At 56.1% G+C, this 15,889-nt stretch carries 20 protein-coding genes; 6 read left to right on the top strand and 14 right to left on the bottom strand.

The window, feature by feature from the left end:
* Positions 1–29 precede the first annotated feature (29 nt).
* A complete protein-coding gene (gene araJ, locus CRO87_RS03055) occupies positions 30–1,199 on the top strand; it encodes an MFS transporter AraJ (RefSeq protein ID WP_097161453.1) in 1,170 nt (389 codons plus the stop codon).
* Between the two features lie 9 nt (positions 1,200–1,208).
* On the opposite strand, the gene mak is transcribed toward araJ, so the two are convergent.
* Positions 1,209–2,114, bottom strand: coding sequence for a fructokinase (mak, locus tag CRO87_RS03050; protein ID WP_097161452.1), 906 nt, complete (start codon positions 2,112–2,114; stop codon positions 1,209–1,211).
* Positions 2,115–2,207: 93 nt separating this feature from the next.
* Between mak and rdgC the strand changes: the two genes are divergently transcribed.
* A complete protein-coding gene (gene rdgC / locus CRO87_RS03045; protein WP_097161667.1) occupies positions 2,208–3,119 on the top strand; it encodes a recombination-associated protein RdgC in 912 nt (303 codons plus the stop codon).
* A 50-nt stretch (positions 3,120–3,169) separates the two neighbouring features.
* Here rdgC and ppnP read toward each other — a convergent pair whose 3' ends face one another.
* The 4 genes from ppnP to aroL form a co-directional block, all read right to left on the bottom strand.
* On the bottom strand, positions 3,170–3,454 hold the full coding sequence (gene ppnP, locus CRO87_RS03040; protein WP_097161451.1) for a pyrimidine/purine nucleoside phosphorylase: 285 nt from the start codon (positions 3,452–3,454) through the stop codon (positions 3,170–3,172).
* 81 nt (positions 3,455–3,535) lie between these two features.
* A complete protein-coding gene (locus CRO87_RS03035; protein WP_097161450.1) occupies positions 3,536–4,213 on the bottom strand; it encodes an AroM family protein in 678 nt (225 codons plus the stop codon).
* 252 nt (positions 4,214–4,465) lie between these two features.
* Entirely contained in the window at positions 4,466–4,657 is a 192-nt protein-coding gene (locus CRO87_RS03030) for a YaiA family protein (RefSeq protein ID WP_097161449.1), read from the bottom strand.
* Positions 4,658–4,696: 39 nt separating this feature from the next.
* Positions 4,697–5,254, bottom strand: coding sequence for a shikimate kinase AroL (aroL, locus tag CRO87_RS03025; RefSeq protein WP_097161448.1), 558 nt, complete (start codon positions 5,252–5,254; stop codon positions 4,697–4,699).
* A gap of 336 nt (positions 5,255–5,590) precedes the next feature.
* Here aroL and CRO87_RS03020 point away from each other — a divergent pair, with 336 nt between their 5' ends.
* Complete coding sequence (locus tag CRO87_RS03020) at positions 5,591–6,268, top strand: DUF2076 domain-containing protein (protein WP_097161447.1); 678 nt, start codon at positions 5,591–5,593, stop codon at positions 6,266–6,268.
* Here the strand turns inward: CRO87_RS03020 and CRO87_RS03015 are convergent.
* Positions 6,265–6,723, bottom strand: a complete 459-nt coding sequence (locus tag CRO87_RS03015) for a YaiI/YqxD family protein (RefSeq protein WP_097161446.1) — start codon at positions 6,721–6,723, stop codon at positions 6,265–6,267. The genes CRO87_RS03020 and CRO87_RS03015 overlap by 4 nt on opposite strands.
* A 113-nt stretch (positions 6,724–6,836) precedes the next feature.
* On the opposite strand from CRO87_RS03015, the gene proC reads away from it, so the two are divergent.
* A complete protein-coding gene (gene proC, locus CRO87_RS03010) occupies positions 6,837–7,646 on the top strand; it encodes a pyrroline-5-carboxylate reductase (RefSeq protein ID WP_097161445.1) in 810 nt (269 codons plus the stop codon).
* A 48-nt stretch (positions 7,647–7,694) separates the two neighbouring features.
* Here proC and psiF read toward each other — a convergent pair whose 3' ends face one another.
* The 4 genes from psiF to CRO87_RS02990 form a co-directional block, all read right to left on the bottom strand.
* Positions 7,695–8,015: a phosphate starvation-inducible protein PsiF gene (gene psiF, locus CRO87_RS03005; RefSeq protein ID WP_097161444.1), complete on the bottom strand. Its 321-nt coding sequence runs from the start codon at positions 8,013–8,015 to the stop codon at positions 7,695–7,697.
* Between the two features lie 166 nt (positions 8,016–8,181).
* A complete protein-coding gene (gene iraP, locus CRO87_RS03000; RefSeq protein WP_097161443.1) occupies positions 8,182–8,442 on the bottom strand; it encodes an anti-adapter protein IraP in 261 nt (86 codons plus the stop codon).
* A 184-nt stretch (positions 8,443–8,626) separates the two neighbouring features.
* Complete coding sequence (locus CRO87_RS02995; protein WP_097161442.1) at positions 8,627–9,829, bottom strand: multidrug efflux MFS transporter; 1,203 nt, start codon at positions 9,827–9,829, stop codon at positions 8,627–8,629.
* A gap of 168 nt (positions 9,830–9,997) precedes the next feature.
* Complete coding sequence (locus CRO87_RS02990) at positions 9,998–10,681, bottom strand: extensin family protein (protein WP_097161441.1); 684 nt, start codon at positions 10,679–10,681, stop codon at positions 9,998–10,000.
* A 94-nt stretch (positions 10,682–10,775) separates the two neighbouring features.
* On the opposite strand from CRO87_RS02990, the gene ddlA reads away from it, so the two are divergent.
* The gene (gene ddlA / locus CRO87_RS02985) at positions 10,776–11,876 is read left to right on the top strand and encodes a D-alanine--D-alanine ligase (RefSeq protein ID WP_097161440.1); all 1,101 of its coding nucleotides are present in this window, start codon (positions 10,776–10,778) and stop codon (positions 11,874–11,876) included.
* Positions 11,877–11,912: 36 nt separating this feature from the next.
* On the opposite strand, the gene CRO87_RS02980 is transcribed toward ddlA, so the two are convergent.
* Positions 11,913–12,131, bottom strand: a complete 219-nt coding sequence (locus tag CRO87_RS02980; RefSeq protein ID WP_097161439.1) for a DUF2754 domain-containing protein — start codon at positions 12,129–12,131, stop codon at positions 11,913–11,915.
* 282 nt (positions 12,132–12,413) lie between these two features.
* On the opposite strand from CRO87_RS02980, the gene CRO87_RS02975 reads away from it, so the two are divergent.
* A complete protein-coding gene (locus tag CRO87_RS02975) occupies positions 12,414–12,716 on the top strand; it encodes a DUF2755 family protein (RefSeq protein WP_097161438.1) in 303 nt (100 codons plus the stop codon).
* On the opposite strand, the gene CRO87_RS02970 is transcribed toward CRO87_RS02975, so the two are convergent.
* The 3 genes from CRO87_RS02970 to CRO87_RS02960 all read right to left on the bottom strand — a co-directional run bounded on the left by CRO87_RS02970 (position 12,713) and on the right by CRO87_RS02960 (position 15,699).
* On the bottom strand, positions 12,713–13,816 hold the full coding sequence (locus tag CRO87_RS02970) for a DUF1615 domain-containing protein (RefSeq protein ID WP_097161437.1): 1,104 nt from the start codon (positions 13,814–13,816) through the stop codon (positions 12,713–12,715). The two genes, CRO87_RS02975 and CRO87_RS02970, sit on opposite strands and share 4 nt — an antisense overlap.
* A 14-nt stretch (positions 13,817–13,830) precedes the next feature.
* A complete protein-coding gene (gene sbmA / locus CRO87_RS02965; RefSeq protein WP_097161436.1) occupies positions 13,831–15,051 on the bottom strand; it encodes a peptide antibiotic transporter SbmA in 1,221 nt (406 codons plus the stop codon).
* Between the two features lie 114 nt (positions 15,052–15,165).
* Positions 15,166–15,699 carry an isochorismatase family protein gene (locus CRO87_RS02960; RefSeq protein WP_097161435.1) on the bottom strand — a complete coding sequence of 178 codons (534 nt, stop codon included), beginning with the start codon at positions 15,697–15,699 and terminating at the stop codon, positions 15,166–15,168.
* Between the last annotated feature and the right edge of the window lie 190 nt (positions 15,700–15,889).

Below are 15,889 nucleotides of genomic sequence, written 5' to 3'. Positions count from 1 at the left end.
AGGGCATCTCCCTTTTGCAACGGATCGGTATGAAAAAAGTCATTTTATCGTTAGCGTTAGGCACCTTCGGTTTAGGCATGGCCGAGTTCGGCATCATGGGTGTACTCACTGAACTCTCTCATGATGCGGGCCTCAGCATTCCCGCCGCCGGGCACATGATCTCCTGGTATGCGCTGGGCGTCGTTATCGGCGCACCGATTATCGCTCTGGTCTCTAATCACTTTTCACTCAAGCACATCATGCTGTTTCTGGTGGCGCTGTGCGTGGCGGGTAACGCACTGTTTATGCTGTCGTCGTCTTATGTGATGCTGGCGATAGCGAGGCTGCTGTCCGGCTTCCCACACGGTGCCTTTTTTGGCGTCGGGGCGATTATCCTTTCGAAACTTGCCCCTCCGGGAAAAGTGACAGCGGCCGTCGCCGGAATGATTTCGGGCATGACCGTGGCGAACCTGCTCGGCGTGCCGCTCGGGACATGGCTCAGCCAGACCTTCAGCTGGCGCTACACGTTTTTGCTGATAACCGTATTCGACGTGGCCGTACTGGTTTCCGTGCTGCTCTGGATCCCGAATATTGCCGATAACGCAAAGCGAAAACTGCGGGAGCAATTCCACTTTCTCCGCCTCCCGGAGCCCTGGCTTATCTTTGCCGCGACCATGTTCGGTAATGCGGGCGTCTTCGCGTGGTTCAGTTACATCAAGCCGTTTATGATGTCGGTGTCCGGGTTTTCGGCAGGCAGCATCACGCTCATTATGATGCTCGCCGGGCTGGGCATGGTGTCCGGTAACCTGTTAAGCGCGCGCTTGTCCGGCAAGTGCTCACCGCTCAGCATTGCGGTGGTGACCGACCTGGTGATTGTCATCGCGCTGCTGGCGCTGTTCTTCTTTGCCGGATCGCCGCTCATGTCTCTGGGCTTCGCTTTTGTCTGCTGCGCCGGGCTGTTCGCCCTTTCCGCGCCGCTGCAAATTCTGCTGCTGCAGAATGCCAAAGGCGGCGAAATGCTGGGAGCCGCGGGAGGGCAGATTGCCTTTAATCTGGGGAGTGCGATCGGGGCTTACTGCGGTGGGATGATGCTGACGGCAGGGTTCACGTACAATTACGTCACGCTCCCTGCCGCACTGCTCTCTTTCCTGGCGATGTCTTCCCTGCTTCTTTACGCACGTAAGAAGCAGAGAACCACGCAGATTATTTGCAGCAGCTGAGGGCCGCGCTTACAGCGGCCACAGCCATGCAGCACCGCGAACGCCGCTTGAATCGCCGTGTACCGCCTTGCGGATCGGCGTTTCACATTCGCCGCCAAAGACAAAATGCTTTACTAAATCCGGCACGGTTTTGTAGAGCCGTTCCACATTGCTCATACCGCCGCCGAGCACTATTACGTCCGGGTCCAGAATATTCACCACGTGGGCCAGCGACTTCGCCAACCGCAGCTCATAGCGATTGAGTGCCAGCTCCGCGACGGCATCCTGTTCCTCCACCAACCGCATAATTTCGCTGCCTTTGAGCGGGTTACCGCTCAGGCGGTGATAATCGGTGGCAAACCCGGTGCCGGAGATGAACGTCTCGATACAGCCCTGCTTGCCGCAGTAGCACGGCACTTCAGCACGGTAGCGCAGTTCGTCTTCATCCATCCACGGCAGTGGGTTGTGTCCCCATTCGCCCGCCGTACCATTGCCGCCGATATGCGCCCTGCCGCCCAGCGCCACGCCAGCCCCGCATCCGGTGCCGATAATGACCGCGAAGACGGTTTGCGCTCCGGCCGCCGCGCCGTCAATCGCCTCGGAAACGGCCAGGCAGTTGGCGTCGTTGGCCAGACGCACTTCCCGATTGAGCCGCAGGCTTAAGTCTTTATCGAAGGGCTGACCGTTAAGCCAGGTCGAGTTAGCGTTTTTCACCACCCCGGTGTAAGGCGAAATCGAGCCCGGAATCCCCATCCCCACGGTGCCGGTTTGCCCGGTTTCTTTTTCGGCCATCGCCACCAAAGTAGCGATGGTATCGATGGTCTGCTGGTAGTCGTCGCGCGGCGTCGGCAGGCGATGACGGAACAGCTGCTCCCCCTGGTCACTGAGTGCAATGACCTCTGTTTTGGTACCACCCAAGTCTATTCCTATACGCACAGAAGCCTCCCCGGTGCCTGATTAACAATGCAAGCATAGTGACAATTCGCTATCATGCCCGCTGAATTTAACGTTAACCCCGTGGAAATTATCATGCTGTGGTTCAAAAATTTAATGGTTTACCGTCTTAGCCGCGACATTTCCCTGCGCGCCGATGAGATGGAAAAACAGCTGGCCGCGCTGGCGTTCACTCCCTGCGGAAGCCAGGACATGGCTAAAACCGGCTGGGTTCCGCCGATGGGTTCGCACAGCGACGCTTTCACCCACGAAGCCAACGGCCAGATCCTGATCTGCGCCCGTTACGAACAGAAAATTCTGCCTGCCCCGGTCGTGAAGCAGGCGCTGGAAGCGAAGATCCTCAAGCTCGAAGCCGATCAGGGCCGCAAGCTGAAGAAAACCGAAAAAGACTCCCTGAAGGATGAAGTGCTGCACTCTCTGCTGCCTCGCGCCTTCAGCCGCTTCAGCCAGACAATGCTGTGGATCGATACCGTCAACGGTTTGATCATGGTGGACTGTGCCAGCGCGAAAAAGGGCGAAGATACCCTCGCCCTGCTGCGTAAAACCCTCGGCTCGCTGCCGGTTGTGCCGCTGGCGCTGGAAAACCCGATTGAGCTGACGCTGACCGAGTGGGTTCGCTCCGGCAACGTGGCGCAGGGCTTCCAGCTGCTGGACGAAGCTGAACTCAAGGCGATCCTCGAAGACGGCGGCGTGATCCGCGCGAAGAAGCAGGATCTGGTGAGCGATGAGATCGCGGTGCATATCGAAGCCGGAAAAGTGGTGACCAAACTGGCCCTCGACTGGCAGCAGCGCATTCAGTTTATGATCTGCGACGACGCCTCTATCAAGCGTCTGAAGTTCTGCGACGAGCTGCGCGATCAGAACCAGGATATTGAGCGAGAAAACTACGACCAGCGTTTCGACGCCGACTTTATCCTGATGACCGGTGAACTGGCGGCGCTGGTGGCGCAACTGGTGGAAGGTCTGGGCGGCGAAGCCCAGCGCTAAACAAACGCCTTCCTGTGCAGACCGGAAGGCGCATTACTTAAAGAAAGCAGTTACAGATAGCGGCAGAGGTAAGAAGTCGGTTCAGCGACCTGAAGGTGGAACTCGCTGTGGCCCGGCACGTTAAACACCTGGCCTGCAACGTAGGTTTTCCATTCTGTTTCACCCGGCAGCAGCACGTGCAGCGCTCCGCTCACGACGGTCATCTCTTCAGCCTGCGCCGTTCCAAAGGTGTATTCCCCTTCCAGCATCACGCCGACGCTGGCACGACCGGTGCTGCTGCTGGTAAACCCGATGGACTTCACTTTCCCGTCAAAGTATTCATTGCTTTGGAGCATAACTGGCCCTTATTGGTGTCGTTGTTGTGTACCAATCCAATATAGGGGGCGTGACAGCAGGCTGTCACGCAAAAAATCAGCTCAGACCAGCAGCTCCGCCGCGAGCCTCGCCACCAGCACATTCGACAACAATACCGGAACACCCAGCGCTTTCTGGAGCAGATCGCGATGCCGCTGATGGAAGCCCAGGCAGTCGAGCATCAGTACATCCGCTCCACGACCGATCAGCTGCTGCCCGGCGGTGATAAGTTCATCCGCTGAGCCGTGAATGGGGTTTGCCAGCGCGTAGTGTGGCGAGTTCTGCAACGCCTGCCATTTGCTGCGTTGGGTGCTCATTAATTCCGGAATGGGGACAATCACGCCCACCTGGTGACCATCCACGATGGAGCTGACCAGCGGCGGGATGATGCGCTGAGGTTCGATAAGAATGGCATTGCGGGCGACCAGGCCTGCGATCGGCGCGGTGCTCATCAGAAGGATCACGTCGTAATCCTGATTATCCAGCACCTCCACCACCGACTGCAGGTCGCGCTCGACCTTCGCCCGGGAGAGCTCTGCCAGTTGGTTATCGTTCAGCAGAGCGATAAGAATATCTTCGCCGGGAGCGGCGGCATACTCCTCCATGACCGCTTCACGCGTCATTTTCCCCAGTAAACTGACGTGGGTAATCTGATCTTCCCTGATGTGCTCCGTTAATAGCGGCAACACCTCACGCAACGGAACCACACCGATGGTAAGAATCGCCAAAGTCGCACTCATGTTATGACCCTTTTATTACGACAACCACTGCTTCGATACAGGCTTACTGCTGACTGACAGCCCCCTGGATGGCTTAAAAACAACCGTTCAGAAGCGTAGCAGCTTCATTCCGGGGCTGTTTGTAAAGATTCCAGCTCGCTCCAGCTCACTCCAGCATTATCCAGAGCTTAACTTTTTATTAACATCCAGTTTAGCTGAAAAGTGTGATTTACGCCCGCGCGCGGCGGGCGTTGCGCAACAATTATCCCGGCATCAGGACTTGCCAGGATCTTCATAACGCCGTTTGGCATCGAGCGCCTCGGCCTGGGTGGGATGTTCGCTGATAAGCGAGTCGGGCTTAGGGTGGTCGGCGCGCAACTCATACCAGGTCACCGACTGGCTCGGCTCGCCTTTTTCGACGGCCACAACGCGGGCTTCTCGTGGATAAGGGGGGTTGGACGGCATAGCTCTTCCTCTTTCGGTTCAGAGCCTTAAGTATAGGCGTTAGCCAGCGGTTGCTGATTTTAAAGGCTGGACTGATGTGTGGGCAGCGGCGAGGGCGCGCTGAATTTGCGCCACCACTTCGTCGGGCTCACAGGCCGCGTCCACCACATGATGGGCGGTTTCCCGGTAGAGCGCATCACGCTGGGTAAGGATCTCGCGCACTTCTTCACTGATCGGTTTGCCGGTCAACGTCGGGCGCTGAGACGCTTCGGGGAAGGCTTCGAGACGCCCCGCCAGCACTGATACAGGCGCTTTCAGATAAATCACAATGCCGTTTTCACGCAAAAATTCACGGTTAACTGGAGCAAGGATAATGCCGCCGCCGGTAGCAATTATCGAGTCAGGCGCGGCGACTGATTGTAGCGTGCGAGTCTCAAGCGCGCGAAACGCGGGCCAGCCCTCTTTCGCCACGATATCAGCGATGGTTTTCTTCGCACGCTGCTGAAGGATTAAATCGGTGTCGATAAACGCACACTGGCAGGCTTCGGCGAGCTTTTGCCCCACCGTCGTTTTACCGCACCCGCGGGCACCAATCAGAAAAATGGGCTGTGTTGTCACTGAGTTCCCCCTGGTACTGCGGCGTTACGGGCCGAACGAATGAGAGCTGATAATATCATCAAACTAGTACAAAAATGAGCGTAAAAATAAAAATACACTTTCAACGCCCCTCTTCTGCATTCGCTGATATAGCTAAACGTAAGAGGCCTTAAAAGTGTAAAGAAATAGTGTCATTAACTGTTTCGGTAACCTTACATGAAGCAGCGGCGTTTTGACAACCCCGGGCGGCTGCAAAAGGTAACACATTTCTGCACAGCTTTACGTAGTCTCTGTTTACAGCCTCACTGTTTCAGACAAACTATTGGCTGTCGCGATGATGCGATTAAGGAGTCCCCCATGCAATCTGAAGAACAACGGCTGATCGACGGGCTTTTTTCACGTCTGCAACAGGCTGAGACGCAAAGCGCGCCGCGCGATGCTAACGCCGAGCAGGTGATTGCGCAACATGTTCAGGCTCAGCCTGCTGCGCCCTACTACATGGCACAAACCATTCTGATTCAGGAAGCGGCCCTCAAACAGCTCAACGAGCGCATTCAGGCGCTGGAGAGCGATTTAACACAGCTTCAGGCGACAAAGCAAAGCAGCGGCGGCTTTCTGGCGGACCTGTTCGGCGGCGGGAGCCAGCCTCAGCCACGCGCGGGCAATGCCATCCCTGGCGCTGAAAACTATGGTCGCCCGCAGGCCGGTTACGCCGCACCACAGGCCCAGAATTACGCTCCCGCCCGCAGCGGCGGTGGCTTTATGTCCGGCGCGCTACAAACGGCAGCAGGCGTGGCGGGCGGCGTGGTGCTCGGCAATATGCTGATGAATATGTTCTCAGGCACGCACTCGCAGGAAATCGTCAATATCATTGAGGAGACGCCTGTGCCTGCCGCCGACGACCTGACTCAGGCCAGCGATGCGCAGTTCCTGCCTGACGACGGCAGCGATTACGCCGCCAGTGGCAGCGACGACTGGAACAACGCCGATTTCAATGATGACGATTTCGGTGGCGACGACGACAGCTGGGTTTAATTTTGCCCGCGCTTGACCGCTAACAGCCATTTATCAAGTTCAGCGGCAAACTGCTGGCGATCCCGCTGTGACAGGCTGTCCGGGCCACCGGTCTGAATGCCGCTGGCCCGCAGCGTATCCATGAAGTCGCGCATCGTCAGGCGCTCACGGATTGTCGCTTCGCTATAGCGCTCGCCGCGCGGGTTCAGCGCTGCGCCACCTTTGGCAATGACTTCTGCCGCCAGCGGAATATCTGCAGTAATAACCAGATCGCCCGGCTGGCACTGGCGCACAATTTCGTTATCCGCCACGTCGAACCCTGCTGGCACCCGCAATGAGCGAATAAACCGCGACGGCGGCACGCGAATATTCTGGTTCGCCACTAACGTGACCTGCGTTTGCGTTCTGTCCGCCGCGCGGAACAGGATCTCTTTAATCACATTCGGACACGCATCCGCATCCACCCAAATCGCCATACACACTCCTGGTTCCATTAACCGCGGCATTGTCGCCTGCTTTCCTCTTCCCGCAAAGCCACAAGATGATAAGCTAAGACCCACTATCAGAAAAACGCTGTGGGAGAGACAGAATGGACAAGAAAATCGGTTTCATCGGCTGCGGTAACATGGGAAAGGCCATCCTCGGAGGGCTTATTGCCAGCGGTCAGGTGCAGCCCGCCCAGATTTGGGTTTATACGCCCTCGCCGGACAAAGTGGCCGCCCTGCACGATAAGTATGGCATCAACGTTGCGCAGAGCGCGCAGGAAGTGGCTCAGGTCGCCGACATCGTCTTCGGCGCGGTGAAGCCTGCCATCATGACCAAAGTACTGAGCGATGTGGCTTCCAGCTTCAATAAAGACACCCTGGTGGTCTCCATCGCCGCAGGTGTGACGCTCGATCAGCTCGCGCGTGCGCTGGGCCACGATCGTAAAATCGTTCGCGCCATGCCCAATACGCCTTCGCTGGTGAACGCAGGCATGACCTCGGTGACCCCTAACGCGCTGGTCACCACTGAAGATATCGCCGACGTGGTCAGCATCTTCCGCTGCTTTGGTGAAGCCGAAGTCATTGCCGAGCCGATGATCCACCCGGTAGTCGGCGTCAGCGGTTCCGCCCCGGCCTATGTGTTCATGTTTATTGAAGCGATGGCGGATGCGGCCGTACTCGGCGGAATGCCGCGCGCGCAGGCTTATAAATTCGCGGCGCAGGCGGTGATGGGCTCCGCCAAAATGGTGCTGGAAACCGGCATCCATCCAGGCGAACTGAAAGATATGGTTTGCTCCCCAGGTGGTACCACGATTGAAGCGGTTCGCGTGCTGGAAGAGAAAGGCTTCCGCTCGGCGGTGATCGAGGCGATGGTCAGCTGTATGGCGAAGTCAGAGAAGCTCAGCAAGTCATAATCGGATGCGGGTGAGTCCTTGCCAGGCTCACCCGTGAAACGCCGTTAATTACCCCGTTTTCTTCAGGCAGGCACTCATAAATTTATTACGATCGTCACCCTTCAGCGACTGCTGCGTCGCGGTGGCGTTACATTCCCGCATTTTCTGCTGTTGCGGGGTCAGGCTTTTTTCTGCCGGTTTTGAGCTGCTGTTTTTCAGGCAGTCGCTCATGTAAGTTTTCCGCGCGTCGCCTTTCAGCGTTTTGCTCGTCGCCTGCTGATTACAGGTGGTCATTCGCTGCTGTTGCGGCGTCATCGTTTTTTCTGCTGCCCCCACCGTGGTGAGAAAGACCAGGCCGAACAGCAGAGTAACCAGTAATGTTATTTTCATTGCACCATCCTTCTGTGAGGGGATCTCAGTAAGTCTGGTCAATGACGTGAAAAAAACCATGTTAGTGGAAAAAAAATAACGTTCAGAACGGTAAACACTGAGGAATAAAATAGTTAAACAGCGACGACAGTCGGGTTAACTCTCGCTTCAGAGTGCGGCATTCACGTTAATTACGCGGATGCCGTAATAGCTTTTTTATATACTGATGCAGTAATTCGACATCCTTTTCTGGAACCTGAAGTTCGGGTTTGGCAACGTCTAATGCGGCTTCAATATCCGTAATCAAGGCCTGCTGCTCGGGCTGTCGCATATGGCGCAGTAGCGCGGTCACCACAATCTCCAGCGCTTCAACCTGTACCACCAACTCTTTTGATTCTTCTTCCTTTTCTGCAAGCTTAACCAACAATTCTGCAATCAGATTTTTCATGGCGAGACTTCCTTATGAGAATGCCGTGACGGTAGCAAAGATGATCCCTAATGCATAGTCGGTATAAGAATTATTTAACAAGTTTTGAATAATGCAAATATAAGAGATAGCGAAACGTTTCTCTCGCCTAATTTACCCCACCAGAATGAAGGGCGAAGTCATTAATACCTCGCCCCCTTATTATTTATTTCGCCGGAAGGCTCTGACGACGGCGTAACATAATGGCAAGTTGAATAAGGTTGATCAGCACCACAATGGCGGTTGCCACAAACACCCAGCGAAAACCAGCCATCGCAGAAACGGAGGCACCAATCAGCGGACCCACCACGTTCCCCAGATACATAAAGGACTGGTTGTAGCCGAAGATGCGCCCGGTGACCTGATCGCTCGAATATTTGAGCAGCAGCGTCTGCACCGCCGGGAGCATTGCGCCATCGGCAAAGCCCAGCAGGAAACGCAGCACGCCAAGCTGGAATGGGGTGGTCACAAAGGACATGGCAAAGAACATCACCACGGCACAAAACAGGGTTGCAAGCAGAATGCGATGCGCGCCAATTCTGTCACCCAGCTTCCCTAAACGCGGGGCGGACATCAGCGCGGAGATCCCCGGCACGGCGGCTATCATGCCCGCCAGAAAGGCAATATTGGTGCTGTCCGGCGACATGGATTTAATAAACAGCGCCAGAATCGGGCCAATCGAGCCATTACAAAGCTGAATCACCAGCGTGGTGAAAAACAGGCTGATAACGAGGCCGGGATAGGTAAGTGAAGCAAAAACCGCCTTGCCGCTGAGTCGATCTTCTTTGCTGATCTGCGGGCGTACGCCCTCTTTAATCAGGAACAGCGTCACCAGGAAGCTTACCGTCAGCAGAATGGCCGTGATAAAGAATACGGCGCGCAGCCCAACGTGGTCCGCTAAAAATCCCCCCAGCAGCGGGCCGCCGATCACACCGCTGATTTGCGCAGTGGATAAGGTACTCAGCGCCCAGCCGCTGCGCTCACGCGGCACCTGAGAAGCCACCAGTGCCATCGCATTCGGTATATAACCGGACGTCAGCCCCATGATGGCGCGCAGGATAAACAGCTGCCAGACGTTGGTGGCAAAGGCCTGCAACAGAATCGCTATTGCCATACCCAGCGAGGCGCGCAGCAGCATAAGCTTACGCCCTTTGCGATCGGCAAGACTACCCCACATGGGCGAGACAATGGCCGAGACCAGGAACGTGACGCTGAAGGTCAGCCCCGACCACATCGACAGCGCTTCATGCGACGTTACCCCCAGCTGGGAAACGTACAGCGGTAAAAAAGGCAGGATTTGACTGATCGCAAGGCCGGTAAAAAAGCAGCCAAACCAGACGGAAATGAGATTAACCTTCCAGGATTCCATAACTACGCGTTTTCATTCATGTTCGGTGTGTAATTCCCAGCATAGCAAGCGAGTCACGTGCTTGTATGGCGCCAGATGCGCTGAACGGGAGTTTAGTGTTTTATTTCTTCATCAGCCATTTGTGTGATTAATGTCACGAAAAATTGCTCATTTCACAGTGCAATATTCTCATCGACAGAGCCCGTACCCGCGCATGCCGAAGTGAAAGTGGTTCGCATGGGCGGCATTGTAGTCCGGCCCCAGGCCGTTGCCGTAATAGTGGCAACTTGCGGAAAGCAGCGCCCGCAGAAACGACGCTTGTTGCGGCCGCTGCCAGCCCTGCAAAACAGTGATTCGCCGTCCATCGCTGAGGCGGAAGCCGCTGACGTCCAGCGCCTCAGCGGTGGCGTGTTCGCTCAGCCTGGCGTTATCCCGATGATAGATATTGCGGCAGGCAAAGCTGCCAAAATGATCTATCTGACGCAAACCCGCCCCCTGCATGCTCTCCGCCAGGGGCTTAACCTGCTGCTGCACGAACAGCGCGCTGCTGAGCGCCAACGGGCAGCTCGCCAGAAAACTGCTGCTAAGCCGCACATCGCCGAAGTTCATCACCCGCACCGGCTGACGCAACGGACAAGGCCCACCGCTGTCGGCCAGGGTTTTGCTGCTGATCCAGCCGCGCTCGTTGGCCTGCTGTAGCAGCACAGGACAGCGAGCCTCCGGCAGACGGCGCAGCTTGAACTGGGTGATGCGTCCCGGCGGGTCGTCCAGTGAAAGTGGTGCGAATGGATTGTATGCAGACGGCAGAAAACGCCAGGTCAGGTACCCGACTATGCCGACCGCCAGTAAAACAAGGATGCCCTTCCCGCGCATTTTCGCTCCCGGTGATAAAACTAAGATTATGGCAGAAGCCCCTGGGTCGACGTGCTATGGTATCGGCTTTCTGTTTTTGTAGATGGGTGTGGAAATGGCTAAGTTGCGGGTTGGAGTCGTCTTTGGCGGGAAGTCAGCGGAGCATGAAGTCTCTTTGCAGTCGGCAAAGAACATTGTTGAGGCAATGGATAAGACGCGTTTTGACGTGGTACTGCTGGGGATTGATAAGCAGGGGCAATGGCATATTAATGACGCCAGCAGCTACCTGCTGAACGCGCAGGATCCAGCCCGTATCGCCCTGCGCCCTTCTGACATTACGCTCGCCCAGATCCCGGGCAAAACCACCGGGCAGCTGATCAACGCCGACAGCGGCCAGCCGCTGCCAGCCATCGACGTCATCTTCCCGATTGTGCACGGCACGCTGGGTGAAGACGGTTCTTTGCAGGGCATGCTGCGCATGGCGAACCTGCCTTTCGTCGGCTCCGATGTGCTGAGTTCAGCCGCCTGCATGGACAAAGACGTCACTAAGCGCCTGCTTCGTGATGCGGGCCTGGCGATTGCGCCTTTCGTGACGCTGACTCGCGCCAACCGTGATAAATACAGCTTCGCGACAGTAAAAGAGCAGCTCGGCCTGCCGCTGTTCGTGAAGCCAGCCAACCAGGGTTCTTCCGTTGGCGTCAGCAAAGTGAAAACCGAAGAGCAATATCAGCAGGCGGTGGCGCTGGCCTTCGAATTCGATCACAAAGTGGTGGTGGAAACCGGCATCAACGGCCGTGAAATCGAATGTGCGGTACTCGGCAACGACTTCCCGGAAGCGAGCACCTGCGGTGAGATCGTCCTGAACAGCGAATTCTACGCCTACGACACCAAGTACATTGATGACAACGGCGCGAAAGTGGTTGTGCCTGCTGTCATTGATTCGGCGGTGAACGATATGATTCGTCAGACGGCCATTGAGGCGTATCAGGCGCTGGGCTGTAGCGGGATGGCGCGTGTCGACGTATTCCTGACGGCAGAAAACGAGGTCATTATCAATGAAATCAACACGCTGCCAGGCTTTACCAACATCAGCATGTATCCAAAACTGTGGCAGGCAAGCGGCCTGGATTACACCAGCCTGATTACCCGCCTGATTGAACTGGCGCTGGAGCGCCATCAGGCCAACGCGGCGCTGAAAACCACGATGACAGCCTGATGTTTTGTATTCCGGGCGGCAGTGATGCGGCCCGGTTTATGCCTCCGGGCTCTGGGTTTCTTCAACCGGACGACGGCGAATAATCAACCCGGCAAGCCAGAAGCTAATCACCCAGGTCACCAGTCCCACGGCATAAGTTTGCCAGCCCTTCGCTTCAAACCCCAACAGCCCGACCACGCCATTAAGGATAAAAATCAGGCCGATAGCAAAGGCGTAGTAGTGCCAGTCGCGGCGAATCTTATCAGGCAGTTTCATAACCACTCCTTCAGGAAAACGTCATCCTCGCACATTCGCAGGCCGCCGTCTGCGCGGTACTTAGCAAATATTTAACATCGCCCCAGTTCGCATACAGGCCGCTCTGTGATCGCCACTGGAAAAATTTGATTTAGGAGCATTCCTGAACGCAAATTACCACGAATCTGATATTGACAACGGCGTTCTGCTGCCACACTCCACTCATTAGCGTTCTGGCTTTTGCCAGCAGAAAAACGCCTGACGATGTAGCGTCAGCGCGCATGAAGTTTTAAGGAGGTCGTGATGACTGAGTTCACCTTATCCAGGTCTGTGATTGCCAGGAACAATAAAGGATCCTCCCTGCCCGGCAACATCGCCTACGCGCTGTTTGTATTGCTCTGTTTTTGGGTCGGCGCGCAGGTGCTGAACCTGGTGGTTCACGCTCCTGGCGTGTTCGAACATCTGATGCAGATGCAGGACAGCGGTCGCCCGCAGGTCGAAATTGGCCTGGCGGTCGGCACACTGTTTGGTCTTGTGCCATTTCTCGCAGGCAGCGCCCTGCTTGGGGCAATCGCACTTATTCTGCGCTGGCGCCGTTCCTACTAATTCCGCGCCATACAGCTTGCCCGACGCTCGTCCACCCGCTTAGCAAACCACGCCGTGGTCAGGTTGCGGGTAATCTTCGGGCTTTCAAGCTGAATCCCCGGCAGCATTTCACGCACTAAGGCCTTCCCGGCTTTCGCTTCCGCCAGTCGATAAACGCCCTTGTAGAGCTCAGTTTCCTCAAAGCCCTGGCTGTCGCCTTTTTGCAGCTGCTGATGGATCTCGCGGGTGCTCATATCAAGCTTCGACGCCAGCTTCTGCACCGCCAGTTCGGTTTTCCCCGCCTCGTCGCTGTCGTAGCGAATCAGATCGCCGTCGAGCGCCAGCTTCACGCCGCTCGCTTTACTGACCGCATTCTGAAACGCTGCGTTGCGGCTTGCATACCAGCCTGCATTAAAATCAGCGAAACGATAAAGCGGAGCGGTGTAGCTTGTCGGGTAATTCAGCAGATGATAGGTGCCAAACCACAGTCCGCCGCGCAGGGAGAAGACCTCCTGCCGCACGGTGCCGTCCATTTGCCACGGGTAGCCTTTCTTGTGCGCTTCAGCAAAAGCGATGCTGACCTGCATTGGCCCGCCGGTATGCACCGGGTTGAGTGAGCCGAACAGCGTCTGCCCGAGAGGAACCATACCGATGAAGTCATCAAAAATGGCGCTCAGCTGCTTTTCAGTTTTCACCGTATCCAGCCGATCGCTGTAGCTTTTCCCGTTTGGCGAAGTGATTTTCAGCGCCGTATGCACGACAAACAGCGGCACATGCATGCCCTGCGCCCGGCGGTCGATCTCCTGCCAGGCAATTTTGCTGAGCCCCGGCACCGCCGGGTCGGCCTGGTAGTTCGACTCCTGCTGTGCCACCGCCAGCACGGAGCAGACGTTTTCCTCGGTGGGCGCAATCTTCTGGCTCTCAAACGTCTTCGCCAGAGTTTGCGCCCAGGCTTCTCTGTCCTTCACGCTGGCGGGCATCTTCTGTCGAACCATCGCGGCAACGTCCACCGGTTTTTCCCCCTCTTTTAGCACCGGTTTCTGGCTGGTGCAGCCCGCCAGAACCATCCCGGCGAGCAGCGTCAGTGAGAGTGAGACTTTGCGTGTCATGACTGAGGCCATTGTCCTTCCCTGTTTTAGCTGAATGACCGAGTAACTTCCTGCTCGGGGTTGTTGTCGAGTTCACGCTCGAAGCTGCGCAGACGTTTATAGATGGACATCAACTCCACCAGCGTCGTCCAGGAGTTGATCAGATACTGGAACGAATTACTCACCTGCCCGAACGCCCCGAGGATCTGGTTCATGATGCCGAGCGTAATCGCCCCCGCGGCAATGGACGGGAACAGCAGGAACAGTCCAAAAACCGTGTCCGCCTGCAGGTACATAAAGCGGGCGATGTTGAAGTAGGTGTAATGGAAATAGAGGCGGAAATAGTTACGGCGAACGGCGCTGAACAGCTCCTGAACGGTTGGCGGCGCGGCACGATTCGGATCGTCTTCGCCGTAGACCAGTTCCTTACGATAGGCCGCTTCCACCCGCTGATTTTTAAAGTTCAGGCCGGGCAGTTTAATGCCGACCACCGCCAGCAGACCCGTGCCGACCAGCGACCAAATGATGGCGGCGATCACCAGACCGTAAGGCACATGGCCGATAATCGGCAGCGCCTGGACCTTGGGCGAAACGGCCACCAGCACCGGTAAAAAGGCAATCAGCGTCATGACCGCGTTAATCAGGCTCACGCCCATATCCTCAAGGGTGGAGGAAAAACGCATGGTGTCTTCCTGCACACGCTGGGCGGCACCTTCAATGTGGCGCAGGCGCTGCCAGTTATCCATGTAATATTCGTTCATCGCGGTACGCCAGCGGAAGATATAGTGGCTCACGAAAAACAGATTCAGTACGCCGACAACCACGGCAATCAGCGCGATAGTGAGGAAAACGCTGGTTTCAGAGAACAGCTGCGTGATGGTGACGCTGCCCGGCTTGCTGAGCGCATTCTGGATCATATCCCAGAACGGCACGTACCAGGCGTTGATCGCCACGCTCACTTCGACGCTGAACCAGGTGACAAAGATGATGAGCGAGGTGCCTAAAATCGACCAGTACTGCCAGCGGTGCGGGGAGTATTTAAACCAGAACAGGGCAAACACCCCGACGCAGAACAGGTAGTAGGCGTAGAACGCAAAGAAGTTCAGCGACCAGAAACGTGCGGCGCTCACCGGGACGGTGGGCGATGCCCCGATGGCGTGCTGCAGCAGGGAATTTCCCCCCATCTGCCAGACGATGACCGCAATAAGGGCCCAAATGGCGGCCGACAAAAAGAACGGCCCCGGTTTGGGGAAGAAAGACTTAAACATAACTGCTCTCCTGCTAATTTCTTATCGTTTTAGGCGTTGCTGTGTACAACGAAAAGAGCCGCGGCGCTTACCGCGACAAAAACGGATCGATGAATCTGACCAACCAGAAAGGGCTTAGTTCGCCCGCCACTGAGCGAGAATTGTTTCGACGAGTTTCACATGAACGGGATTGCCGGGCACAGTGAGCGTGCGCCAGACGTCATTGTAATGGGCAATCAGCGTTTCGGCTTCTGCCGCTGGGCGGTTCGCCGTGGTGTGCGCATCTTCAGCCATCGTGATTCGGTAGCCCTTGCTGGCCCCCACTTTCAGCGTGGTATCGACGCAATAATCGGTGGCGCAGCCGCACATCACAAACCCGTCGATCTCGTTTTCGGCAAGCACGCGCTCCAGTTCGGTGTGATAAAAAGCATCACAGGCCGTTTTTTGAACGTAGAGGGCATTGGCCGGTCTTTCGAGGCCTGCTAACAGCGCATACCCGTCGCTCCCCTCCTCCAGCCCCCCCGCTTCACAATGCTGAATAAAAATGACACGGTCAGCGGCCTGAATAAGCTGATTCACTTTTGCCACGCACGCTTGCTGCTCGCGGCGAGGGGTGGCGAAAACGCCATTTTGCATATCCACGACCATGACAACACGTTTATTCGACATCTTTTGCTCCGTAACCGTCTGTGAAGGTGGAGGATATCATACGCGTGAGTTCACAAAAGCGCGTAAAGACCCGCAGGAAAAATATTCATATTTACCCCAGGTTACGTTTTTATTCCTGCAATCTGGCAGAAAGGCGCTTTGCAAGCGGCCGTTTAATAGTATAAATACGCATTATCTTTTTATTTCAATT

It is taken from the genome of Enterobacter sp. CC120223-11, from assembly GCF_900215375.1.
Lineage (GTDB): Bacteria > Pseudomonadota > Gammaproteobacteria > Enterobacterales > Enterobacteriaceae > Scandinavium.
Note: the sequence above shows the minus strand (reverse complement) of the source record. Positions and strands in the feature narration are given on the sequence as shown.